17 protein-coding genes and 2 pseudogenes are annotated in these 23397 nt (G+C 67.0%); 7 read left to right on the plus strand and 12 right to left on the minus strand.

Annotated elements, in window-relative coordinates:
• Positions 1-975, minus strand: coding sequence for a TRAP transporter substrate-binding protein (locus tag WDZ95_RS21830; protein WP_425781620.1), 975 nt, complete (start codon positions 973-975; stop codon positions 1-3).
• A gap of 175 nt (positions 976-1150) precedes the next feature.
• On the opposite strand from WDZ95_RS21830, the gene WDZ95_RS21835 reads away from it, so the two are divergent.
• Positions 1151-1690: a winged helix DNA-binding protein gene (locus WDZ95_RS21835; protein ID WP_425781622.1), complete on the plus strand. Its 540-nt coding sequence runs from the start codon at positions 1151-1153 to the stop codon at positions 1688-1690.
• Positions 1691-1695: 5 nt separating this feature from the next.
• Positions 1696-5298 (plus strand): hydantoinase B/oxoprolinase family protein, encoded by a 3603-nt coding sequence (locus WDZ95_RS21840; RefSeq protein ID WP_425781624.1) that lies wholly within the window; start codon positions 1696-1698, stop codon positions 5296-5298.
• A 10-nt stretch (positions 5299-5308) separates the two neighbouring features.
• On the opposite strand, the gene lapB is transcribed toward WDZ95_RS21840, so the two are convergent.
• The 9 genes from lapB to gyrA all read right to left on the minus strand — a co-directional run bounded on the left by lapB (position 5309) and on the right by gyrA (position 16722).
• The gene (gene lapB / locus WDZ95_RS21845) at positions 5309-6454 is read right to left on the minus strand and encodes a lipopolysaccharide assembly protein LapB (RefSeq protein WP_425781626.1); all 1146 of its coding nucleotides are present in this window, start codon (positions 6452-6454) and stop codon (positions 5309-5311) included.
• Entirely contained in the window at positions 6444-6737 is a 294-nt protein-coding gene (locus WDZ95_RS21850; RefSeq protein WP_166224822.1) for a lipopolysaccharide assembly protein LapA domain-containing protein, read from the minus strand. The genes lapB and WDZ95_RS21850 overlap by 11 nt, the downstream gene beginning before the upstream one ends.
• A 42-nt stretch (positions 6738-6779) precedes the next feature.
• Positions 6780-7100, minus strand: a complete 321-nt coding sequence (locus tag WDZ95_RS21855; RefSeq protein ID WP_166224825.1) for an integration host factor subunit beta — start codon at positions 7098-7100, stop codon at positions 6780-6782.
• Positions 7100-8785, minus strand: a complete 1686-nt coding sequence (gene rpsA / locus WDZ95_RS21860) for a 30S ribosomal protein S1 (RefSeq protein WP_166224828.1) — start codon at positions 8783-8785, stop codon at positions 7100-7102. The genes WDZ95_RS21855 and rpsA overlap by 1 nt, the downstream gene beginning before the upstream one ends.
• 177 nt (positions 8786-8962) lie before the next feature.
• Positions 8963-11005, minus strand: coding sequence for a bifunctional 3-phosphoshikimate 1-carboxyvinyltransferase/cytidylate kinase (locus WDZ95_RS21865; protein WP_425781629.1), 2043 nt, complete (start codon positions 11003-11005; stop codon positions 8963-8965).
• Positions 11006-11013: 8 nt separating this feature from the next.
• Positions 11014-11892, minus strand: a complete 879-nt coding sequence (locus WDZ95_RS21870; protein ID WP_425781657.1) for a prephenate dehydrogenase — start codon at positions 11890-11892, stop codon at positions 11014-11016.
• A complete protein-coding gene (pheA, locus tag WDZ95_RS21875; protein ID WP_166224834.1) occupies positions 11892-12992 on the minus strand; it encodes a prephenate dehydratase in 1101 nt (366 codons plus the stop codon). The genes WDZ95_RS21870 and pheA overlap by 1 nt, the downstream gene beginning before the upstream one ends.
• Before the next feature lie 2 nt (positions 12993-12994).
• Complete coding sequence (gene serC, locus WDZ95_RS21880; RefSeq protein ID WP_425781631.1) at positions 12995-14089, minus strand: 3-phosphoserine/phosphohydroxythreonine transaminase; 1095 nt, start codon at positions 14087-14089, stop codon at positions 12995-12997.
• Positions 14086-16722, minus strand: a complete 2637-nt coding sequence (gyrA, locus tag WDZ95_RS21885; protein ID WP_425781633.1) for a DNA gyrase subunit A — start codon at positions 16720-16722, stop codon at positions 14086-14088. The genes serC and gyrA overlap by 4 nt, the downstream gene beginning before the upstream one ends.
• Positions 16723-16983: 261 nt before the next feature.
• Between gyrA and ompA the strand changes: the two genes are divergently transcribed.
• The 3 genes from ompA to WDZ95_RS21900 all read left to right on the plus strand — a co-directional run bounded on the left by ompA (position 16984) and on the right by WDZ95_RS21900 (position 20139).
• Complete coding sequence (gene ompA, locus WDZ95_RS21890) at positions 16984-17637, plus strand: outer membrane protein OmpA (protein ID WP_166224843.1); 654 nt, start codon at positions 16984-16986, stop codon at positions 17635-17637.
• A 220-nt stretch (positions 17638-17857) separates the two neighbouring features.
• Positions 17858-19072, plus strand: a complete 1215-nt coding sequence (locus tag WDZ95_RS21895; protein ID WP_154344216.1) for a tyrosine-type recombinase/integrase — start codon at positions 17858-17860, stop codon at positions 19070-19072.
• On the plus strand, positions 19069-20139 hold the full coding sequence (locus WDZ95_RS21900) for a PDDEXK nuclease domain-containing protein (protein WP_154344217.1): 1071 nt from the start codon (positions 19069-19071) through the stop codon (positions 20137-20139). The genes WDZ95_RS21895 and WDZ95_RS21900 overlap by 4 nt, the downstream gene beginning before the upstream one ends.
• An 8-nt stretch (positions 20140-20147) precedes the next feature.
• Here the strand turns inward: WDZ95_RS21900 and WDZ95_RS21905 are convergent.
• Positions 20148-20252 (minus strand): annotated as a pseudogene (locus tag WDZ95_RS21905) (arsenical resistance protein ArsH); the annotation flags it as partial.
• A 46-nt stretch (positions 20253-20298) separates the two neighbouring features.
• Positions 20299-20532 carry a thioredoxin family protein gene (locus WDZ95_RS21910; protein WP_229653713.1) on the minus strand — a complete coding sequence of 78 codons (234 nt, stop codon included), beginning with the start codon at positions 20530-20532 and terminating at the stop codon, positions 20299-20301.
• Positions 20533-20773: 241 nt separating this feature from the next.
• On the opposite strand from WDZ95_RS21910, the gene WDZ95_RS21915 reads away from it, so the two are divergent.
• Positions 20774-22138, plus strand: coding sequence for an IS1380 family transposase (locus WDZ95_RS21915; RefSeq protein WP_027478017.1), 1365 nt, complete (start codon positions 20774-20776; stop codon positions 22136-22138).
• A gap of 242 nt (positions 22139-22380) precedes the next feature.
• A pseudogene (locus WDZ95_RS21920) lies at positions 22381-23196 on the plus strand (IS5 family transposase); the annotation flags it as partial.
• Positions 23197-23397: the final 201 nt, after the last annotated feature.

The raw sequence follows: 23397 nt of genomic DNA on the forward strand, positions 1-23397 counted from the left end.
TCACTTGCGGTAGGCGTCGATCATCTGCTGGCCTTCGGGGCCGGCCTTGCTCAGCCATTCCTGCAGCATGGTGGCGCCCACCTTCTGCAGGTCGGCCTTGAGCGCGGCGGACGGCGGCTCCACCGACATGCCATTGGCCTTGAGCGTGGCCATGGTGTCGGTGTTGACCTTCTCGGAGGCGGCCCAGCCGCGGGCCTCGGCGTCGGCGGCGGCCTTGAGCAGCGCGTCCTGCGTGGGCTTGTCGAGCGCGTCGAAGGCCTTCTTGTTCACGATGACCGCGTTCTTGGGCAGCCAGGCCTGCACGTCGTAGTAGAACTTGAGGTGCTCGTAGAGCTTGCTGTCCACGCCCGTGGCGCCCGAGGTCATGTTGTTCTCGACCACGCCGGTGGCCAGGGCCTGCGAGAGCTCGGCGGCCTGCACCGTGACGGGCTGCGCGCCCACGAGTTCGGCGATGCGCGAGGTGGCGGGGCTGTAGGCGCGCCACTTGCTGCCCTTGAGGTCGGCCGCGCTGGCCACGGGCTTCTTGCTGTACAGGCCCTGCGGCGGCCAGGCCACGGCGTAGAGCAGCACCATGCCCTGCTCGGCGAGCTTCTTCTGCAGGATGGGCTTTTGTGCGGCGTAGAGCTTCTTCGAGTCGGCGTAGCTGGTGGCCAGGAAGGGGATGCCGTCGGCGCCGAACATCTGCCATTCGTTCTGGTAGGCCGTGAGCAGGATCTCGCCGGCCTGCGCCTGACCGCCCTGCACGGCGCGCTTGATCTCGGGCGCCTTGAACAGCGAGGCGCCGGGGTGCACCGTGATCTTGAGCTTGCCGTTGGAGGCCTTCTCGACGTCGCTCGCGAAGGCGGCGAGGTTGACCGAATGGAAATTGGTCGCGGGGTAGGCGGCGGGCAGGTCCCAGCTGGTCTGGGCCAGGGCGGGCAGGCTGGAGGCCAGGGCGGCGGCGGCCACGGTGAGGCTGAACAGGCGACGTTTCATGGTGGGGGACTCCAAGGGGTGGGGACGCGTGGTGTGCTGCGTAGGCGGCGCGGTGACTCTATCGGGCAGCGAGCAAAGTGTGATCGGTGTTTTCCCTTGATGTCAACAAATCGTTGGCAAATCGTCGGCATAACGCCTAAACTGCCGCGCACCGAAATCACGCACGCCCGCCGCCATGGCCAAGTCCAAAGCAAGCGCCAAGCCAACCGCCTCTGCCTCGCCCATCGTGTCCTCGGCCCACCTCGTGTCGCCGCACAGCGCCGAGATGAGCGAGTTCGAGTTCGGCCTCATCGTGGCGGGCAATGCCTTTCACCGCTGGGTGGTGCACTGCATGTCGGCCGCAGGCCTGAAAGACCTCACCGCGCTCGACGTGCTGGTGCTGCACCACGTCTCGCACCGCGCGCGCGACAAGCGCCTGGCCGACATCGCCTTCATCATGAACGTGGAAGACACCCACCTCATCAACTACGCGCTCAAGAAGCTGCAGGGCCTGGGCATGGTGGAGTCGAGCAAGAACGGCAAGGAGGTGACCTACGCGCCCACCGACGCCGGCAAGGGCTACGTCACGCGCTACCGCGAGATCCGCGAGACCTGCCTCATCAACGCCCTGCGCGCCGACGACGCGCTCAACCACGACATCGGCGAACTCGCGCGGCTGCTGCGCGTGCTCTCCGGCATCTACGACCAGGCCGCGCGTTCCGCGGCATCGCTGTGAACCCCATGAACCCTTCAATCGACACCCGCTGGCAGTTCTGGATCGACCGCGGCGGCACCTTCACCGACATCGTGGCCAAGCGGCCCGACGGCACGCTCACCACGCACAAGCTGCTGTCGGAGAACCCCGAGCACTACCGCGACGCCGCGGTGGCGGGCATCCGCCACCTGCTGGGCCTGAAGGCCGGCGAGGCGGTGACGCCCGCGCAGGTGGCCTGCGTGAAGATGGGCACCACGGTGGCCACCAACGCGCTGCTCGAACGCAAGGGCGAGCCCACGCTGCTCGTGACCACGCGCGGCTTTCGCGATGCGTTGCGCATCGCGTACCAGAACCGGCCGCGCCTGTTCGAGCGCCACATCGTGCTGCCCGAACTGCTCTACAGCCGCGTGATCGAGGCGCAGGAGCGCCTGGGCGCGGGCGGCGAGGTGATCGAGCCGCTCGACGAAGCCCACCTGCGCGAGCGCCTGTGGGCCGCGTTCGACGCCGGCCTGCGCAGCGTGGCCATCGTGTTCATGCACGGCTACCGCCACACCGCGCACGAGGCGTCGGCCGCGCGGCTGGCGCGCGAGATCGGCTTCACGCAGGTGAGCACCTCGCACGAGACCAGCCCGATGATGAAGTTCGTGAGCCGCGGCGACACCACCGTGGTCGACGCCTACCTCTCGCCCATCCTGCGCCGCTATGTGGACCAGGTGGCCGGCGAGATGCCGGGCGTGCCGCTGTTCTTCATGCAGAGCAGCGGCGGCCTCACCGACGCGCACCGCTTCCAGGGCAAGGACGCGATCCTCTCGGGGCCGGCCGGCGGCATCGTGGGCATGGCACGGACAGCCACGCTGGCCGGCCACGACAAGGTGATCGGCTTTGACATGGGCGGTACGTCCACCGACGTGTCGCACTACGCGGGCGCGTTCGAGCGCGAGTTCGAGACCCAGGTGGCCGGCGTGCGCATGCGCGCGCCCATGATGAGCATCCACACCGTGGCCGCGGGGGGCGGCTCCATCCTGAGCTTCGACGGCTCGCGCTTTCGCGTGGGCCCCGAGAGCGCGGGCGCCAACCCCGGGCCCGCGAGCTACCGCCGCGGCGGCCCGCTCGCGGTGACCGACGCCAACGTGATGCTGGGCAAGATCCAGCCCGCGCATTTCCCCCGGGTGTTCGGCCCCAACGCCGACGAGCCCTTGAGCGCCGATGCGGTGCGCGCCAAGTTCGATGCGCTCGCGCAGCAGACCGGCCGCACCGCCGAAGACGTGGCCGAGGGCTTCATCCGCATCGCGGTGCAGCAGATGGCCAACGCGATCAAGAAGATCTCGGTGGCGCGCGGCTACGACGTGACGCGCTACACCCTGCAGTGCTTCGGCGGCGCGGGCGGCCAGCACGCCTGCCTGGTGGCCGACGCCCTGGGCATGCAGCGCGTGTTCGTGCACCCGCTGGCGGGTGTGCTCAGCGCCTACGGCATGGGCCTGGCCGACCAGAACGTGATCAAGGAGCAGGCGGTCGAGCGCGTGCTCGATGCCGCCGCGCTGGCGCCCATCGCGCAGCAGCTCGACGCGCTCGCGCAGACCGCGCACGACGAGCTGCGTGCGCAGCAGGCGGGCGCGGGCGAGACCCCCATCGAGCTTCGCTTGCACCGCCGCGTGCACGTGCGCTACGAGGGCAGCGACGCCGCGCTCGTGGTGCCCTTTGGCGAGCTGGCCGCGATCGAAGCGGCCTTCGAGGCCGCGTACCGCCAGCGCTTCGCCTTCCTCATGCCGGGCAAGCGCCTGATCGCCGAGGCCGTGTCGGTGGAGGCGGTGCTGGCGGGCGATGCACCCGCCGAGCCGCGCCACGCGCTGCACGAGCCGCGAGAAGTGCCCCGCCGCGACACGGTGCGCATGTACGCCGAAGGCCAGTGGCTCGACGCCGCGCTGGTGGTGCGCGAAGACCTGCGCCCCGGCGACGTCATCCCCGGCCCGGCCATCATTGCCGAGAAGAACGCCACCACCGTGGTGGAGCCGGGCTGGGAGGCCCAGCTCACCGCGCTCGACCACCTGGTGCTCGAGCGCCGCGTGCCGCGCGCCACGCGCCACGCCGTGGGCACCACGGTCGACCCGGTGCTGCTCGAGGTGTTCAACAACCTGTTCATGAACATCGCCGAGCAGATGGGCCTGCAGCTGCAGAACACGGCCTACTCGGTGAACATCAAGGAGCGGCTCGATTTTTCGTGCGCGCTGTTCGACGACCAGGGCAACCTGATCGCCAACGCGCCCCACATGCCGGTGCACCTGGGCTCGATGGGCGAGAGCATCAAGACCGTGATCCGCGAGAACCGCGGCCGCATGCAGCCCGGCGACGTATACGTGCTCAACGACCCGTACCACGGCGGCACCCACCTGCCCGACGTGACCGTGATCACGCCGGTCTACATCGGCGGCGCCGTCGAGCCCACCTTCTACGTGGGTTCGCGCGGCCACCACGCCGACATCGGCGGCACCACGCCGGGCTCGATGCCGCCGTTTTCCACGCGCATCGAGGAAGAGGGCGTGCAGATCGACAACGTGAAGCTGGTCGAAGGCGGCCGGCTGCGCGAGGCCGAGATGATCGCGCTGCTGCAGAGCGGCGAATACCCGAGCCGCAACCCGCAGCAGAACATGGCCGACCTCAAGGCGCAGATCGCGGCCAACGAGAAGGGCGTGCAGGAACTGCGCAAGATGGTCGATCAGTTCGGGCTCGACGTGGTGCAGGCCTACATGCGCCACGTGCAGGACAACGCCGAGGAGTCGGTGCGCCGCGTGATCACGCGCCTCAAAGACGGCGCGTTCACGCTGCCGCTGGACAACGGCGCGCAGATCCGCGTGGCGGTGCGCGTGAACGCCGCCGCGCGCAGTGCGCAGATCGACTTCACCGGCACCAGCCCGCAGCAGACCAACAACTTCAACGCGCCGACGGCGGTGTGCATGGCCGCGGTGCTCTACGTGTTCCGCACGCTGGTGGACGACGACATCCCGCTCAACGCGGGCTGCCTCAAACCCATCGAGGTGATCATTCCGCCGGGCTGCATGCTCAACCCCAACCCGCCGGCCTCGGTGGTGGCGGGCAACGTGGAAACCTCCACCTGCATCACCAACGCGCTGTACGGCGCGCTGGGCGTGATGGCGGGCAGCCAGCCGACGATGAACAACTTCACCTTCGGCAACGCGCGGCACCAGTACTACGAGACGATCTCGGGGGGCAGCGGCGCCGGCGAGGGTTTTGACGGCACGTCGGTGGTGCAGACGCACATGACCAACTCGCGCCTGACCGATCCCGAGATCCTGGAGTTCCGCTTTCCGGTGCGGCTGGAGAGCTACGAGATCCGCAAGGGCTCGGGCGGGGCGGGGCGCTGGCGCGGCGGCGACGGCGGCGTGCGCCGCGTGCGCTTCCTCGAGCCCATGACCGCGAGCATCCTGTCCAACGGGCGCGTGCACCCGGCCTTCGGGGCCGCGGGCGGCGCGCCCGGTGCGCCGGGCATCAACCGCGTGGTGCGCGCCGACGGCCGCAGCGAAGACCTGCAGCACATCGGCCAGGCCGAGATGGGCGTGGGCGACGTGTTCGAGATCCACACGCCGGGCGGCGGCGGCTACGGAAAGCCCTGAGCCGCGCGGCTCAGAGTTCTTCGACGCGGCGCGCGGGGTAGCTGTCCCAGGCCTGGCAGCCCGGGCATTGCCAGAAGTGCTGGCGCGCCTCGAAGCCGCAGGCCGCGCAGCGGTAGCGCTTGAGCGGGCCGCTGGCGTTGTCGAACGCGCGCTGCACGCTGGCCTGGGCCTTGGCGTCGGACAGGGTTTCGCCCGCGAGCCACTGGCTGGCGATCACGAGCGAGGGTTCGGCGTCGAGGTGGCGCAGGTAGGCGCGGCGCGCGTCCTCGGGCTGTTCGGCCAGGCGCGCGAGCGCCTCCGTGACGTCGATCGAGGGCGCCTGCGCCTGGGCGTCTTCGAGCAGGGCGCGCACCGGCGCGCTGCGCCCGGTCTGGCGCGCGAGCTCGGCCATGCCGCGCGCGGCCAGCGGCAGGGCCAGCGGCGCCTGGCGCGCGAGCGCGAGCAGGTCGTCGAGCGCGCCCGCGGCATCGCCCTGCTGCGAGCGCAGCGCCGAGCGCGCCATCCAGCCGCGCGCGAGGCCGGGCGCGCGGCGCACCACGTCGTCGAGCAGGGCGCGCGTGCGCGCGGCCTCGCCTTGGCGGTGCGCGGTTTCGGCCTGCTCGCACAGGTAGTGCGCGATGCGCGTGGTGAAGCTGCCCTGTTCCACGGCGTCGAGCTTCTCTGCGATGGCCTGGGCCTGAGGCCAGTCGCGCGAGCGTTCGTAGATGCCCAGCAGCGCCAGGCGGGCCTCGCTCTCGAAGGCCGTGCCTTCGAGCTTGTGCAGCGCCGATTCGGCGCGGTCGAGCAGGCCGGCCTTGAGGAAGTCGAGCGCGAGCGCGTGCTGGGCGCGGTCGCGGTCCTTGCGGCTGAGGTCGGCGCGCGCGAGCAGGTGCTCGTGCACGCGCACCGCGCGGTCGTAGTCGCCGCGGCGGCGGAACAGGTTGCCGAGCGCGAAGTGCAGCTCGGTGGTGTCGGGGTCGCCCTGCACGGCCTCGATGAAGGCGTCGATGGCCTGGTCCTGCTGCTCGTTGAGCAGGTGGTTGAGGCCGCGGAAATAGGCCTTGGGCGCCTGGCGGCTTTCGAAGCGCCACTGGCGCAGGTCGAGCCGCGAAGCGGCCCAGCCGAGCGCGAACGCCACGGGCAGGCCCCAGAGCAGCCAGGTCAGGTCAAAGTCCATGCCGGCGATCGATGGGCTCGTTGGGCATCACGGTGGTGTCCGCGCCGAAGGTGGTGTGGCCGGCGCGTGCCCGGGCGCGCTTGGCGCGCAGCCACAGCGGCAGCATCACGATCACGCCCAGGAACACGCCGAGCAGCAGCACCACCAGCAGCACCAGCACGAGCGGCGCCTGCCAGCTGTGGCCGAAAAACAGGTGCAGCGTGACGCTGTCCTGGTTGTTCAGCGCGAAGGCGAAGAGCACAAAAAAAAGGGCTGCGTTGAGCAGCCACATCAGGTACTTCAATGCATCCCCTCTGTGGTGGGCTGCGATTGTAGTCAGCAGGGTTCAAGCCGGGTCTTTGGGCCCTTGTTGCAGCAGCAGCCGGGTGCGTTCGTCCACCTGCTCGCGCAGGGCCTTGCCGGGCTTGAAGTGCGGCACGCGCTTCTCGGGAATCATCACGCTCTCGCCCGAACGCGGATTGCGTCCGATGCGGGGCGAGCGGCGATTCACCGAGAAGCTGCCGAACCCGCGGATCTCGATGCGATGGCCCTTGACCAGGGCGTCACCCATCGCGTCGAGGATCGCCTTGACGGCGAACTCCGCATCGCGGTGGGTGAGCTGGCCGAAACGGGCCGCCAGGGCTTCAACGAGATCGCTGCGGGTCATCAGCGGCCGTTGTTGCTGTTGTCGAGCTTGGCGCGCAGCAGGGCGCCCAGGCTGGTGGTGCCGGCATTGCCCGCGTTCTGGCTCAGGCTGGCCATGGCTTCCTGCTGGTCGGCAGCGTCCTTGGCCTTGATCGAGAGCTGGATGTTGCGGGTCTTGCGGTCCACGTTGACGACCACGGCAGAGACTTCGTCGCCTTCTTTCAGCACGTTGCGCGCGTCTTCCACGCGGTCGCGGCTGATTTCGGAGGCACGCAGGTAGCCGATCACGTCTTCGCCGAGGTCGATTTCAGCGCCCTTGGCGTCCACGGTCTTGACCTTGCCGGTCACCACGGCGCCCTTGTCGTTGACCGACACGAAGGTGGTGAACGGGTCGCCGTCGAGCTGCTTGATGCCCAGGCTGATGCGCTCGCGCTCGACGTCGATGGCGAGCACCACGGCGTCGACTTCCTGGCCCTTCTTGTAGTTGCGCACGGCTTGCTCGCCGGGCTCGTTCCACGAGAGGTCGGACAGGTGCACCAGACCGTCGATGCCGGCGGCCAGGCCGACGAACACGCCAAAGTCGGTGATGGACTTGATCGGGCCCTTCACGCGGTCACCGCGCTTGGTCTGCTCGGCGAACTCGTGCCAGGGGTTGGCCTTGCACTGCTTCATGCCCAGCGAGATGCGGCGCTTGTCTTCGTCGATGTCGAGCACCATGACTTCGACTTCGTCGCCCAGCGACACCAGCTTGGACGGGGCCACGTTCTTGTTGGTCCAGTCCATTTCGGACACGTGCACCAGGCCTTCGATGCCGGGCTCGAGTTCCACGAACGCGCCGTAGTCGGCGATGTTGGTGACCTTGCCGAACATGCGGGTGCCTTGCGGGTAGCGGCGGCTCACGCCCAGCCACGGGTCGTCGCCCATCTGCTTGAGACCCAGCGAAACGCGCTGCTTCTCGGTGTCGAACTTGAGGATCTTGGCCGTGATTTCCTGGCCGGCCTGCACCACCTCGCTGGGGTGGCGCACGCGGCGCCAGGCCATGTCGGTGATGTGCAGCAGGCCGTCGATGCCGCCGAGGTCAACGAACGCGCCGTACTCGGTGATGTTCTTGACCACGCCGTGCACGATGGCGCCTTCTTTCAAGGTCTCCATCAGCTTGGCGCGCTCTTCGCCCATGGAGGCTTCCACCACGGCGCGGCGGCTCAGCACCACGTTGTTGCGCTTGCGGTCGAGCTTGATGACCTTGAATTCCAGGGTCTTGTTCTCGTAGGGGGTGAGGTCCTTGGTGGGACGGCTGTCCACCAGCGAGCCCGGCAGGAAGGCGCTGATGCCGTTGACCATGACCTTGAGGCCGCCCTTGACCTTGCTGGTGGTGGTGCCGGTGACGAATTCACCCGACTCGAGGGCTTTCTCGAGGGCCATCCACGAGGCCAGGCGCTTGGCCTTGTCGCGCGAGAGCAGGGTGTCGCCGAAGCCGTTCTCGACGGAGTCGATCGCGACCGACACGAAGTCGCCGACCTGCACTTCGAGCTCGCCCTGGTCGTTCTTGAACTCGGCCAGCGGCACATAGGCTTCCGACTTCAGACCGGCGTTGACCACCACGTGGTTGTGTTCGATGCGAACGACTTCCGCGGTGATGACTTCACCAGCGCGCATTTCGGCGCGCTGCAGGGACTCTTCGAAGAGAGCGGCAAAAGATTCAGACATGGGGTTTCCTGAGAACCGCTTCGCGTCGGCAGGGGGCGGCCCGTGGGGGCTGCGGAGACGACGGCTGGGCGGTTGTTGCTTGTGCCGTGCGAAACACGGCGGGTTGGTTGAAAGAACCCTGGGACCTGCGGACGGGGAACATCCGGCGGGGTCTTCGGGGCCTGGAGAAAGGCCTGCTCAGCGAGCCGGGAAGGCCTGTTTGCCGTGCCACCAGTCCAGCACCCGGGCCACCGATTGCTCGATGGTGAGGTGGGAGTTGTCCAGCAGCACCGCGTCTTCGGCCGGCTTGAGGGGCGCGTGCGTGCGGTTCATGTCGCGCGCGTCGCGTGCCTGCAAATCGGCCAGAAGGTCGGCGAGTATAGCGGGGATTCCCTTTGAAATCAATTGCTTATGGCGGCGCAGGGCGCGCTGCTCGGCGCTCGCCGTGAGGTAGACCTTGAGCGGGGCGCCCGGGAAGATCACCGTGCCCATGTCGCGCCCGTCGGCCACCAGGCCGGGCAGGTGGCGGAAGTTGAGCTGCAGGTCGAGCAGCGCGGCGCGCACCTGGGGCACGGCCGACACGCGCGAGGCGGCCATGCCGGCGGCCTCGGCGCGCAGGGCCTCGGTCACGTCCTCGCCCTCGAGCCAGGTCTTGCCGGGGGTGAAGCGCACGTCGAGCCGGGCCGCGAGTTCGCCCATGCGCTCGGCGTGGGCGGGGTCGCGCAGGTCGGCTTCGGTGGTGGACAGGCCCTCGCGCTCGGCGGCCAGGCCCACGAGGCGGTAAAGCGCGCCCGAGTCGAGCAGGTGGTAGCCGAGGGTGGACGCGACCTCGGCCGCGAGCGTGCCCTTGCCCGAGGCGGTCGGGCCGTCGATGCAGATCACGGGGATGCGTTCGGCGGGCGTGCGGCACACGCTGAACAGCGTTTCGAAGTAGTCGGGGAAGGTCTTGCCCACGCACTTCGGGTCGTCGATGCGCACGGGCAGCTGCGCGGGATTGAAGGCCGCAAGCGAGAAACACATGGCGACGCGGTGGTCGTCGTAGGTGTGAATCGTCGCTGGCCGCCACGCCGCTGGCGGCGTGATGCGGATGAAATCGGCGCCTTCTTCGACCGTGGCGCCGAGCTGGCGGCATTCGGTGGCCATGGCCGCGATGCGGTCGGTTTCTTTCACGCGCCAGCTCGCGATGTTGCGCAGCGTGGTGGTGCCGTCGGCGTAGAGCGCCATCACCGCAAGCGTCATCGCGGCGTCGGGGATGTGGTTGCAGTCGAGGTCGATGGCCTTGAGCGGCCAGGCGCCGCGGCGCACGCGCAGGGCGTTGTCTTCGCCGACGATGTCGGCGCCCATCAGGCGCGCGGCCTCGACGAAGCGGATGTCGCCCTGGATGGACGACAGGCCAATGCCTTCGATGGCGATGCCGTCGGTGCCCGGCGTGGGCGCGGCGATGGCGCCGAGCGCGATGAAGTAGCTGGCCGACGACGCGTCGGCCTCGACCGCGATGCGCCCGGGCGAGCTGTAGCGGCTGCCACGCGCGATGGTGAATCGGTCCCAGCCGTCGCGCCGCACGCGCACGCCGAAGCGCTCCAGCAGGTTGAGCGTGATCTCGATGTAGGGCTTGGAGATGAGCTCGGTGGCCATCTCGATCACCACGTCGCCGTGTTGCGCCACCAGCGGCAGCGCGAGCAGCAGCGCGGTGAGGAACTGGCTGGACACGTCGCCGCGCACGCGGATGGGGGCGTCGAGCCGCAGCGGGTGCACCTGGCCGTCGCCGATGCGCAGCGGCGGATAGCCTTCGTTGTGCAGGCACTGCACCGGGCAGCCGAGCTGGCGCAGGGCGTCGACCAGGTCGCCGATGGGGCGTTCGTGCATGCGCGGCACGCCCGAAAGCTCGAAGCGCGCGCCCTGGGCCGTGGCCATGAGTGCGAGCGCGGCGGTGAGCGGGCGCATGGCGGTGCCGGCATTGCCCAGGAACAACGCGGCTTCGCGCACGCCGAGGCGCCCGCCCATGCCCTGCACACGCACCGATTGCGGGCCGGTGGCGTCGATCTGGCAGCCCAGCGCGCGCAGCGCGTCGAGCATCACGCGGGTGTCGTCGGAGTCGAGCAGGTCGTCGACCTGCGTCGGACCTTCGCTGAGCGCGGCCAGCAGCAGCACGCGGTTGGAAATGCTCTTGGAGCCGGGCAGTCGCACGCGGCCGCCGGCGGTGGCGAGCGGGGGCAGGTCGAGGCTGGGGATGCTGTACATGCGCGGCCTCAGCCCTGGGGCTTGACGGCCGTCATGCGCCAGCCCGCGCGCGCTTCGCTGGCGATGTCGATCAGGTCTTCGAGCGCCTGCGCATCACCGTTCTTGATGACGCTTTCGAACTGCTGCAGCGCGCGCAGGAAGTGGCGCGACTGCGTGATGAGCTCTTCGCGGTTGGAGAGCAGGATGTCGCGCCAGATGGCGGCGTCGCTCGCGGCGATGCGGCTGAAGTCGCGAAAGCCCGGGCCCGCGAGCGAGAGGAAGTCTTCGCCCTCGGGCTGGTTCTTGATCGCGGTCATGAGCGCGAAGGCCAGCAGGTGCGGCAGGTGGCTGATGGCCGCATAGGCCGCGTCGTGGCCTTCGGGCGTCATGCGCTTGACCTGGCAGCCCAGCGCGCGCCAGACCTGCTCGGCCTTGTCCACGTGCGAGGGCAGGGTGCGCTCGATCGGCGTGAGGATGACCTGGCGGCCGCGGTAGAGCTCGGCATCGGCGTGGTCCACACCCGCGAGTTCCTTGCCCGCGATGGGGTGGGCCGGCACGAACACGCCCACCTGCTCGCGCAGCACGCGGCGCGCGGCGTCGATCACCTCGCGCTTGGTCGAGCCCACGTCCATGATGAGCACGTCGTTGCGCACCAGGTGGCGGATGGCCTTGAAGGTGGCCTCGGTGGCGGCCACGGGCACGGCCAGCAGCACGAGGTCGGCGCCCGACACGGCCAGCAGCGCCGACGGCGCCTCGACGTCGATCACGCCGAGCTGGCGTGCGCGTTCGGTGGTGGACGGCGACTTGCTGTAGCCCACCACGCGTTTGACCAGCCCCGCGCGCTTGAGCGCCAGCGCGAACGAGCCTCCCATGAGGCCACAGCCGATCAGACCCAACTGTTCAAACATCATTCGGTCACCGGGTAGGCACCCAGCACCTTGTAGAAGGCGCACAGGCTTTGCAGTTCTTCGAGCGCGGCGGCCACGTGCGGCTGCGAGGGATGGCCCGCGATGTCGATGTAGAAGTAGTACTCCCACTGGCCCGACTTGGCGGGCCTCGACTCGAAGCGCGTCATGGACACGCCGTGGCGCTTGAGCGGCACGAGCAGGTCGTGCACCGCGCCGGGCCGGTTGGGCACCGAGACCACGAGGCTGGTGCAGTCGCGCCCGCTGGCCGGCGGCATGGCCAGGGTCTGGGGCAGGCAGATGACGGCGAAGCGGGTGCGGTTGTAGGCCTCGTCCTGCACCGCGTGCGAGACGATGTGCAGGCCGAACTGCGCGGCCGCGCGTTCGCTCGCGAGCGCGGCGCAGCGCGGGTCTTCGGCGGCCAGGCGTGCGCCTTCGGCGTTGCTAGAGACCGCACGGCGCTCGGCGTTCGGCAGGTGCTGCGTGAGCCAGCCCTGGCATTGCGCGAGCGCCTGCGGATGGGCCATGACCACCTCGACGCCGTCGAGGCCGGCCTCGCGGCGCAGCAGGTTGTGGCGGATCAGCAGGCTCACCTCGCCAACCACGTGCACGGGCGAGCGCAGGAACAGGTCGAGCGAGCGCGCGACCACGCCTTCGGTGGAGTTCTCCATGCCCACCACGCCGTACTGCGCGGTGCCCGCGGCGGTGGCGTGGAACACCTCGTCGAAGCTGCTGCAGTAAATGAGGTTGGCGGCGCTGCCGAAGAACTCGACCGCGGCCTGTTCGCAGAAGGTGCCCTGCGGGCCGAGCACGGCCACGCGCTGCGGCGTTTCGAGCGCCAGGCAGGCCGACATGATCTCGCGCCAGATCGCGCCCACGTGCTGGTTGAGCAGCGGGCCGGGGTTGGCGGTCTGGATCTTCTCGATCACCTGGGCCACACGGTCGGGACGGAAGAAGGGCGAACCCTCCTGGCGCTTGAGCTCGCCGACCTGCTCGGCCACGCGCGCACGCTGGTTGAGCAGGCTCAGCAGTTGCTGGTCGATGGCGTCGATCTGCACGCGCAACGCGCCCAGGGCCTCGGTTTGCTGGGGTAGGGCAGCCATGCTCAGGCCATTTCCTTTTCGAACTGCTGCATGTAATCGACCAGGGCGCGAACGCCCTCGATGGGCATGGCGTTGTAGATGCTCGCGCGCATGCCGCCCACCGACTTGTGGCCCTTGAGCTGCAACAGGCCACGCGCCTGCGCACCGGCCAGGAAGGCCTCGTTGCGCGACTCGTCCTTGAGAAAGAACGGAATGTTCATGCGCGAACGCGCTTCCGGCGCGACCCGGTTTTCGTAGAAGGCGGAGCGGTCGATGAAGTCGTAGAGCAGCGCCGCCTTGGCGATGTTGCGCCGCTCCATCTCGGCGATGCCGCCCTGGCGCTGCAGCCACTGGAAGGTGAGGCCGGCGAGGTAGATCGCGTAGGTGGGCGGGGTGTTGTACATCGAGCCGTTGTCGGCCACGGTCTGGTAGTTGAAGGCGCTCGGGCAGATCGGCAGGGCGTGGCCCAGAAGGTCTTCGCGCACCACCACCAGCGTGAGGCCCGCGGGGCCCAGGTTCTTCTGCGCGCCGCCGAAGGCCAGGCCCACGCGCGACCAGTCGACCGGGCGCGAGGCCACGTGCGAGGAGAAGTCGATCACCAGCGGCGCCTCGCTGCCCAGGGCCTTGAGGTCGGGCAGCTCGTGGAACTCCACGCCGTGGATGGTCTCGTTGCTGCACAGGTGCACGTACTGCGCGTCGTCGCCGATGGCCCAGCTCGCGGGCGCGGGCAGGGTGGTGTGCTTGGTGTCGGCGTTGCTGGCCGCGATGCGCGCCTGGGCATAGCGGCCCGCCTCCTTGTGCGACTTCTGGCTCCAGCTGCCGCTGATGACGAAGTCGACCGCGCCGCCGCGCGAGAGGTTCAGCGGCACGATGGCGTTTTCGCCCAGGCCGCCGCCCTGCATGAACAGGACCTTGAAGTGCGCGGGGATCGCGAGCAGCGAGCGCAGGTCGGCCTCGGCGCGCGCGATGATTTCGCCGAAGGCCTTGCCGCGGTGGCTCATCTCCATCACGCTCATGCCCGTGCCGTGCCAGTCGAGCATTTCGCCGGCGGCGATCTCGAGCACCTCGGCGGGCATGGCGGCCGGACCGGCCGAAAAGTTGTAGGGTCGCGCCGTCATGCCACGGTCTCGGCGTCACCGCCTTCGGGTTCGCCGCCCTCGGGCATGTTGGCGTCGTTCTCGACGATGCGCTGCAGACCCGACAGCTCGTCGCCGGCGTCGAGCGAGATCAGCGTCACGCCCTGGGTGGCGCGGCCCATCTCGCGGATCTCGGCGACGCGGGTGCGCACCAGCACGCCCTTGTCGGTGATGAGCATGATCTGGTCGTCGTTGTGCACCAGCGTGGCGGCCACGACCTTGCCGTTGCGCTCGCTCTGCTGGATCGCGATCATGCCCTTGGTGCCGCGGCCGTGGCGCGTGTACTCGCCGATGGGCGTGCGCTTGCCGTAGCCGTTGACGGTGGCGGTCAGCACGCTTTGCGACTCGTCTTCGGCCACCAGCATGGCGATCAGGCTCTGGCCTTCTTCGAGCATCATGCCGCGCACGCCGCGCGCGTTGCGGCCCATGGGGCGCACGTCGTTCTCGTCGAAGCGCACGGCCTTGCCGCCGTCGGAGAACAGCATCACGTCGTGGCGGCCGTCGGTGAGCGCGGCGCCGATGAGGAAGTCGCCTTCATCGAGGTCGACCGCGATGATGCCGGCCTTGCGCGGGTTGCTGAACTCGTCGAGCGCCGTCTTCTTCACCGTGCCGCCCGCGGTGGCCATGAACACGAAGTGGTCGGCCGGGAAGCTGCGGTTGTCGCCCGTGAGCGGCAGCACCACGTTGATCTTCTCGCCTTCGGCCAGCGGGAACATGTTCACGATGGGCTTGCCCCGCGAGCCGCGCGAGCCGCTGGGCACCTCCCAGACCTTGAGCCAGTACAGGCGGCCGCGGTTGGAGAAGCACAGGATCCAGTCGTGCGTGTTGGCGATGAAGAGCTGGTCGATCCAGTCGTCTTCCTTGGTGGCCGTGGCCTGCTTGCCGCGGCCGCCGCGGCGCTGCGAGCGGTACTCGGACAGCGGCTGGCTCTTGATGTAGCCCGAGTGGCTGAGCGTGACCACCATGTCGGTGGGCGTGATCAGGTCTTCGGTGGCGAGGTCCTGCGCGTTGTGCTCGATCTGGCTGCGGCGCGCGCCGAGCTTGGTCTGGCCGAACTCCTGCTTGAGGGCGATCAGTTCCTCGCTGATGATGGTCGACACGCGCTCGGGCCGGGCCAGGATGTCGAGCAGGTCGTCGATCTCGGCCATCACGTCCTTGTACTCGGCGACGATCTTGTCCTGCTCCAGACCGGTCAGGCGCTGCAGTCGCATCTGCAGGATTTCCTGGGCCTGGGTTTCCGAGAGGCGGTACAGCCCGTCGCTCTGCATGCCGAAGCCGCGGTCGAGGCCGTCGGGGCGGTAGTCGTCGGCGTTCACCACGCCGCCATCGGCCTTGGCGCGCGTGAGCATCTCGCGCACCAGCGCGCTGTCCCAGCTGCGCGTCATCAGTTCGGCCTTGGCCACGGGCGGCGTGGGCGACTCGCGGATGATGCGGATGAACTCGTCGATGTTGGCCAGCGCCACGGCCAGGCCTTCGAGCACGTGGCCGCGCTCGCGCGCCTTGCGCAGGTTGAAGATGGTGCGCCGCGTGACCACCTCGCGCCGGTGCTCGAGGAAGACGGTGACCAGGTCTTTCAGGTTGCACAGTCGGGGCTGGCCGTCGACCAGCGCCACCATGTTGATGCCGAAGGTGTCCTGCAGCTGCGTCTGCTTGTACAGGTTGTTGAGCACCACCTCGGGCACTTCGCCGCGCTTGAGCTCGATCACCAGGCGCATGCCGGATTTGTCCGACTCGTCCTGGATGTGGCTGATGCCCTCGATCTTCTTCTCGTGCACCAGCTCGGCCATGCGCTCCTGCAGGGTCTTCTTGTTGACCTGGTAGGGCAGCTCGTCAACGATGATGGCCTGGCGCTGGCCGCGGTCGATGTCCTCGAAGTGGCACTTGGCGCGCATCACCACGCGGCCGCGGCCGGTGCGGTAGCCGTCTTTGACGCCCTGGATGCCGTAGATGATGCCGGCGGTGGGGAAGTCGGGTGCCGGGATGATCTCCATCAGCTCGTCGATGGAGGCCTCGGGGTTCTTGAGCAGGTGCAGGCAGGCGTCCACCACCTCGTTGAGGTTGTGCGGCGGGATGTTGGTGGCCATGCCCACGGCGATGCCGGCGCTGCCGTTGACCAGCAGGTTGGGCAGGCGGGTGGGCAGCACCAGCGGTTCTTTTTCGCTGCCGTCGTAGTTCGGGCCGTAGTCGACGGTTTCCTTGTCGATGTCGGCCAGCATCTCGTGGGCGATCTTCGACAGCCGGATTTCGGTGTAACGCATGGCGGCGGCGTTGTCGCCGTCCACCGAACCGAAGTTGCCCTGGCCGTCGACCAGCATGTGCCGCAGCGAAAAATCCTGCGCCATGCGCACGATGGTGTCGTACACCGCCGAATCGCCGTGGGGGTGGTACTTACCGATGACGTCACCGACGATACGCGCCGACTTCTTGTACGGGCGGTTCCAGTCGTTGTTGAGTTCGTGCATGGCGTACAGCACGCGCCGGTGTACCGGCTTGAGGCCGTCGCGCGCGTCTGGAAGGGCGCGGCCCACGATCACGCTCATCGCGTAATCGAGATAGCTCCTGCGCATCTCTTCTTCCAGACTGATGGGCAGGGTTTCTTTGGCGAATTGGGTCATGGCTGGGGGACGCAGGCGGCGCCGTCTGGAATGCAGCCAAAGATTCTAAGGCGGGCCCGGAAGTTGCCTTTGGCCGGCCATTTGTTGCACACGGACAACGGATGCAGGCCTGTCTTTGTAGGCGGATGCCGCGTCCGGAGCAGCGGGCAGCCGTTTATCGCGCTTGTGGCACAATTCCCCGAGCGTTACGGGTCTTTAAGGCTTCGCCCGGACGTCAACCAATGTCACGCAGGTCGTCTGCGGCTTACCAAGAGGAAAACCATGAAAAAACTCAACCGAGTGGCAATGCTGTTTGCAACCGCCGCCATGGCAACGGCTGCTGGCGCCCAGACCATCGACAACTGGCGCAACGGCACCAGCGAGCTGGTGTGGAAGAACGGCACGAACGAACTCTGCTGGCGCGATGCCTCCTGGACGCCGGCGACCGCCGCCCAAGGTTGCGACGGTGCGATCGTTCCGCGCGCTGCTGCTCCGGCGCCTGCCCCGGCACCCGCTCCGGCCCCGGCCGCTGCGCCCGCTCCGGCCCCCGCCCCCGCTGCAGCCCCTGCCGCTCCGGCCGCCACCAAGGTGACCTACGCCGCTGACGCCTTCTTCGACTTCGACAAGGCCGTGCTCAAGCCCGAAGGCAAAGCCAAGCTGGACGACCTGGCTGGCAAGGTCAAGGGCATCAACCTCGAAGTCGTGATCGCCGTGGGCCACACCGACTCGACCGGTAAAGCTGCTTACAACCAGGCCCTGTCGGTGCGCCGCGCCGAAGCCGTCAAGGCTTACCTGGTGAGCAAGGGCATCGAAAGCAACCGCATCTACACCGAAGGCAAGGGCCTGACCCAGCCGGTGGCCGACAACGCCACACGTGAAGGCCGCGCCAAGAACCGCCGTGTGGAAGTGGAAGTCGTCGGTACCCGCAAGAACTGATCGGCCCAGCCACCACAAAGAACCGCGCCCAGGCGCGGTTTTTTGTTTCAGCATGACTCCAGCCCGGTAATTCGCTGGACTACGCCCAAGCCCGCTACAGCAGGTTTATCAATAACTTAGGCGAGTTCAACATATGCCGGTGCTTTCCGAAACTTGACTCGGTTTCCGTCCTCGTGGCCCCCATACGGCTCTTGGAAACCGAGGTTTCCGAGGAGTCATCATGGCAAAAATCAAACTCACCAAGACCGCCGTGGAGTCGGCGCAACCCCAGGCCAAGGCCGTCGAACTGCGGGATACCGTGGTGCCCGGCTTCCTATGCAAGATTACTCCGGCGGGCCGCCGAGTGTTCATGCTCCAATACCGCACGAACGCGGGCGAGCGGCGCAAGCCCGCCCTGGGCCTGTTCGGGGAACTGACCGTGGAGCAGGCCCGCGTCATGGCGCAAGACTGGCTGGCCGAGGTTCGCCGGGGCGGCGACCCCAGCGCAGCCAAGTCGGCCGCCCGCAAGGCTCCGACCATGAAGGAATATTGCACCACCTTCATGGAGGACTACTCCAAGCAGCGCAACAAGCCCAGCACGCAGCGCGGCTATCAGGGCGTCATTGACCGCTGCATCATTCCGATCATGGGACGGATGAAGGTGCAGGACGTGAAGCGCCCGGACGTGGCTGCGCTGATGAAGAAGCTGGCCTACAAGCCGGCCGAGGCCAACCGCACTTTCGGCGTGCTGCGCAAGATGTTCAACCTGGCCGAAGTGTGGGGGCTGCGCCCTGACGGCACGAATCCGTGCCGCCATGTTCCGATGTTCCCGCCCGGCAAGGAAACCCGGCTCATCGTAGATGACGAACTGGTGCTGCTCTTTCGCCATCTGGAAAAGATGGAAGCGGGAGAACTGGAGCCGGAGGAAACGGAGAACTACGTCATCCCGCTGGCGATCCGCCTGCAATTCGAGTTTTCCGGTCGCCGTTCTGAAATCTGCCCGCTCGAATGGGATTGGCTGGACTTCGAGAGGCGGCGCGTGGTGTGGCCGGACAGCAAGACCGGTGGCATTTCCAAGCCCATGAGTGAGGAAGCCTATCGGCTGCTTTCGACGGCACCGCGCCGGGAGGGCTGCCCCTATGTCCTGCCATCGCCCAACGACCCGACCAAGCACCTGACCCACGGCGAGTATTACGGCGGCTGGTGCCGGGTACTCAAGGCCGCTGGCGTGCCGCATGTCGGCACGCACGGCATTCGTCACCGCGCTGCGACCGACATTGCCAATTCGGGCGTGCCGACCAAGGTAGGCATGGCGCTGACGGGTCACAAGACCGTGGCGATGTTCATGCACTACGTCCACACCGAGGACAAGCCGGTGCGTGACGCGGCCGATCTGGTGGCGAGCCGGCGGCAGGCAATTACAGGCACGCGGAACACGACGGAGGCACGGGCATGACCAGGCGGAAGGCATCCATCGTGTCACCCGCAGCGCCTTCGGCGCTGCTGGGCGACATTCGGGCACTGATCGAGGCGGCGCGGCAGCGCGCCGCCTCGGCGGTGAATAGCGAACTGACGATGCTCTACTGGCGCATCGGCCAGCGCATCCATACGCAGGTCTTGGAAGGCCGGCGGGCCAACTACGGCGAAGAAGTCGTGTCCACCCTGGCGGCGCAACTGGTGAAGGAGTACGGCGGCAGTTTTTCGATCAAGAACCTGCGCCGCATGGTGCAGTTCGCCGCCGCTTACCCCGACGAGCGAATTGTCGTATCACTGATACGACAATTGAGCTGGACGCACTTCATCGCCCTGATCCCGCTGAAAGACCCGCTCCAGCGGGACTACTACGCGCAGATGGCGAGCGCCGAACGCTGGAGCGTGCGGACGCTGCGCGAGCGCATCGACTCGATGCTGTACGAGCGCACGGCGCTGTCGCAGAAGCCGGGCGAGATGATCGCGCAGGAACTGGCGACGATGCGCGATGCGCAGCGCATGTCGCCTGCCTTGGTCATGCGCGACCCGTACATCCTCGACTTCCTGGGCCTGCGCGACACCTGGCAGGAAGGCGACTTGGAGGCGGCGATCATTCGGGAAATGGAGTCGTTCTTGCTGGAGCTGGGCGCGGGTTTCAGTTTCGTGGCCCGGCAGAAGCGCATCCCGATTGACAACGAGGATTTCCACCTCGACCTACTGTTTTACAACCGCAAGCTGCGGCGGCTGGTGGCAGTGGAGTTGAAGGTCGGCGAGTTCAAGGCGGCCTACAAGGGCCAGATGGAGCTTTACCTTCGCTGGCTCGACAAGCACGAACGAGAGCCGGAGGAAGCCTCGCCGCTGGGCATCATCCTATGCACCGGCAAGAAGCGCGAGCAGATCGAATTGCTGGAACTGGACAAATCGGGCATCCACGTTGCCGAGTACCTGACCACGTTGCCGCCACGTGCGGTGCTGGGCGAGCGGTTGCAGCAGGCGACAGCACGGGCACGGTTGCAGATCGAGCAGCGGGATCAGCGCACAGACGAGCCTTGAGCGTAGTTCTAGATCGCAGTCTGGTTGACGCGCCGGCTCAGTGCTTCGGCGCTTTCCTTACGCTCGCTGTACCGATCCACCAGATACGGAGCCGCGTCGCGCGTGAGTAGCGTGACGAGCGTTTTCGAGTTTCTTTTGATCGGTTGTCATCGTGGCACCTCATGCAACCAACCATTGCTCGATCTTGTCTCGGGATGGAACTCCCCCCGCATGGACGACCTTTCCATCGATCACAACGCCCGGCGTGCTCATCACGCCGTAACTCATGATGTCTTTGAGCTCCTCGATTTTTTGCAGAGAAACTGCAACTCCCTTCGTTCGAGCGACTTGTTCGATCAGTGCAATGGTGTTCTTGCAATTGGCACAGCCTGTGCCGAGCACTTTGATATCCATAATTTTCTCCTTTGATAAAAACCGGCGTTTTGATTTAGTATTGAAATTCACAATATAAGTGGCCGCATCGCATTGAGTAGCCACCCAACCAGAGTGAACACCACCCACACCTGAATCCGTGAGCCCAAGAGTGAAAGTGCCTCACCCTGCGGGTGCGTTCGATTTGAGGTAGTTTGGTAAACGCGAGACAGGTGTGGGGCGTTGATGGGCCTGTTGCAAACGCAGTACCTGAGTTCTTCCAATGCGCCCCTTCATCGTCAAGCAGCTCGACTACGACCTCACCCCGGTAGCCGGTCTGGCGCTGGTCGGACATCACCTGAATCGACTCGCGCCAGTGTTCAAGCGACTCGATGCCGCCTTGCCCGTGAGAAATGGCGTTGCCAACAGCGACATCCTGCGCAGCTACCTGGGCCTGCTGGTGCAGGGCAAGAGCGACTTCGATGCGATTGAGAACTTCCGCGGCGATGCCTTCTTCAAGCAGGCGCTGGGCATCCAGCTGTTGCCCTCCAGCCCGACGCTGCGCCAGCGCATGGACACGCGCGCGGACGAGCTGTTTGACTTCCTGGCGACGCTGATCGAGAAGCTGCTGGACAGCACGCGGGTCGACTATGGCGTCTTGCCTTGTGGCTGGCTGCCGCTGGATGTCGACACGTTCGCCATGGACAACGGCGGCACCGCCAAGGACGGCGTAGGACGCACCTACACCGGCGTCGATGGCTACTGCCCGCTGGCCGCGTACCTGGGCTCGAACGGGTTCTGCCTGGAGTTGGCGCTGCGCCCTGGCGTGCAGCATTCGGCACGTGAGACGCAATTCAACTTCGAGCGGGTGATCCCGATGGCGCAGCGCCTGAGCGCGGCGGGTCCGAAGGCGCCGATCCTGGCACGCCTGGACTCTGGCTTCGACTCCACGGAGCTGGTGTGCGAGATGGAGTCGTATAACGCTGCAGGCGTGCCGCAACTGGACTGGCTGATCAAGTGGAACCCGCGCACGACCAACGTGGCGGCGCTGGCCGAGCGCCTTGATGGTGACACCGCCACGATCTGGGAGCATCCCCGCGCGGGCAAGCGCGTGACGCTGTGGGAAGAGGCGCTGCACATCGAAGGCATCGAGCGGCCACTGCGCCGCGTGCTGCGCCTGACTGAACGCACCATCGACGCGAAGGGCCAGTTGCTGATCGAGCCCAAGCTCACGCTGGACGGCTGGAGCACGAGCCTGAGCGCCAAACAGTTCGATGCTAAAGCCATCGTCGCGCTGTACGCCGACCACGGCACGCACGAGCAGTTCCACTCCGAGTTCAAGACCGACCTCGATCTGGAGCGGCTGCCCTCGGGCAAGTTCGATACCAATTACCTGGTGTGCGAGCTCGCGGCGCTGGCCATGAACATCCTTCGCCTGATGGGACAGGCCGGACTGCTGGGGCCCGATGCGCCGGTACGCCATGCGGCCAAGCGCCGGCGCATCAAGACCGTGATGCAGGAACTCATCTACCGCGCCGGGCGCCTCATCGAGCATGGCCGGCGCGTCATCCTCGGACTGGGCGCCAATGATCGCTCGGCCAAGGCCTTCCAGCGGCTGCACGGAGAACTCTTCGCTGCCTGCGGCTAAGCGCAGCTGGCCGATCACCGGCCTCACGAAACTCACGGATCCATAAAAATCGCCTGCCCGCGAGGTTGCGGCGTGGGGCAATTGCACGCCAACCCGAACAAGTCGCCCACCAACTCGCGATTCCGACGATCCAGTGCCATCGAGTTGGGTGATGTCATCTCCCAGGCTGTCAAATTGAACGGGCACGACCCAACAAAACAGACCAACCCGAGCATGCGTGCGCCTGGGCTCACGGATTCAGGTTTGCGGTAGAGAAGCTGCTGAGGATTCATTTTTTGCAGCAGTGGTTTGGTCTGTCGGACCCGGCGGTGGAGGAAGCCTTGTACGACACGCCGCTGCTGGCGAGCTTTGTTGGTCTGGACCTGGGGGTGGATGTCGTGCCGGATGAGAGCACCATCCTGCGCTTTCGCCACCTGCTGGAGCAACACGGCCTGAGCCAGCGTATCCTCGAGACGGTCAATCGCATCCTGACCGAGCGTGGCCTCATGCTCAAGAGCGGCACCATCGTGGATGCCACGCTCATTGCTGCTCCCAGCTCGACCAAGAACGCCCGCCGTGAGCGCGACCCTGAGATGCACCAGACGAAGAAGGGCAACCAGTGGTACTTCGGCATGAAAGCGCACGTTGGGGTCGACGCCGAGACAGGGCTGGTACACACGGTGGTGGCCACCGCTGCCAACGTCTCGGATGTGACGCAGGCGCATCGGCTCTTGCACGGGCAAGAGACCGACGTCTTTGCCGATGCGGGCTATCAGGGAGTGGACAAGCGAGCGGAAAACCAGGGCAAGCAAGTCGCTTGGCACGTGGCCATGCGGCCGGGCAAGCGCCGGGCATTGGACAAGCGCACTTTTCTTGGCCAGGTGATGGATGCCTTGGAACGCACCAAGGCGCGCATTCGTGCCAAGGGTGAGCATCCGTTTCGGGTACTCAAATGCCAGTTTGGCTACCGCAAGACGCCCTATCGAGGCTTGGCCAAGAACGGCGCGCAGCTCAACGTCCTGTTTGCGCTGGTCAATCTGTGGCTGGCGCGCAAAGCCTTGCTGGCTGCGACGGGATAAGTGCGCCCGCAGTGGGCTCACTGGGGCCGGATGAGGCTGCAGAGGGCCCACGAAGGGGCTTGCTGGAGCCCAAGAACCGTTCAGCATCTGTTTCGATCCCATCCTACGAAACGATATTGACCCTGAACTCGTCGCCACGAACGAGTGGGCGGGGTAGTGCAGAGGTTCCCTAACTTACCTAACAATAAATACATAACTCTT

Origin of the sequence: Hydrogenophaga sp. T2 (genome assembly GCF_049843535.1) — a bacterium.
Classification (GTDB): Bacteria; Pseudomonadota; Gammaproteobacteria; order Burkholderiales; family Burkholderiaceae_C; genus Hydrogenophaga; species Hydrogenophaga crocea.

What these genes read in the sequence shown, in the direction of transcription:
- WDZ95_RS21830 (WP_425781620.1), bottom strand. Translation starts at nt 975, where the DNA reads ATGAAACGTCGCCTGTTCAGCCTCACCGTGGCCGCCGCCGCCCTGGCC.
- WDZ95_RS21835 (WP_425781622.1), top strand. Translation starts at nt 1,151, where the DNA reads ATGGCCAAGTCCAAAGCAAGCGCCAAGCCAACCGCCTCTGCCTCGCCC.
- WDZ95_RS21840 (WP_425781624.1), top strand. Translation starts at nt 1,696, where the DNA reads ATGAACCCTTCAATCGACACCCGCTGGCAGTTCTGGATCGACCGCGGC.
- lapB (WP_425781626.1), bottom strand. Translation starts at nt 6,454, where the DNA reads ATGGACTTTGACCTGACCTGGCTGCTCTGGGGCCTGCCCGTGGCGTTC.
- WDZ95_RS21855 (WP_166224825.1), bottom strand. Translation starts at nt 7,100, where the DNA reads ATGACCCGCAGCGATCTCGTTGAAGCCCTGGCGGCCCGTTTCGGCCAG.
- rpsA (WP_166224828.1), bottom strand. Translation starts at nt 8,785, where the DNA reads ATGTCTGAATCTTTTGCCGCTCTCTTCGAAGAGTCCCTGCAGCGCGCC.
- WDZ95_RS21865 (WP_425781629.1), bottom strand. Translation starts at nt 11,005, where the DNA reads ATGTACAGCATCCCCAGCCTCGACCTGCCCCCGCTCGCCACCGCCGGC.
- WDZ95_RS21870 (WP_425781657.1), bottom strand. Translation starts at nt 11,892, where the DNA reads ATGTTTGAACAGTTGGGTCTGATCGGCTGTGGCCTCATGGGAGGCTCG.
- pheA (WP_166224834.1), bottom strand. Translation starts at nt 12,992, where the DNA reads ATGGCTGCCCTACCCCAGCAAACCGAGGCCCTGGGCGCGTTGCGCGTG.
- serC (WP_425781631.1), bottom strand. Translation starts at nt 14,089, where the DNA reads ATGACGGCGCGACCCTACAACTTTTCGGCCGGTCCGGCCGCCATGCCC.
- gyrA (WP_425781633.1), bottom strand. Translation starts at nt 16,722, where the DNA reads ATGACCCAATTCGCCAAAGAAACCCTGCCCATCAGTCTGGAAGAAGAG.
- ompA (WP_166224843.1), top strand. Translation starts at nt 16,984, where the DNA reads ATGAAAAAACTCAACCGAGTGGCAATGCTGTTTGCAACCGCCGCCATG.
- WDZ95_RS21895 (WP_154344216.1), top strand. Translation starts at nt 17,858, where the DNA reads ATGGCAAAAATCAAACTCACCAAGACCGCCGTGGAGTCGGCGCAACCC.
- WDZ95_RS21900 (WP_154344217.1), top strand. Translation starts at nt 19,069, where the DNA reads ATGACCAGGCGGAAGGCATCCATCGTGTCACCCGCAGCGCCTTCGGCG.
- WDZ95_RS21910 (WP_229653713.1), bottom strand. Translation starts at nt 20,532, where the DNA reads ATGGATATCAAAGTGCTCGGCACAGGCTGTGCCAATTGCAAGAACACC.
- WDZ95_RS21915 (WP_027478017.1), top strand. Translation starts at nt 20,774, where the DNA reads ATGCGCCCCTTCATCGTCAAGCAGCTCGACTACGACCTCACCCCGGTA.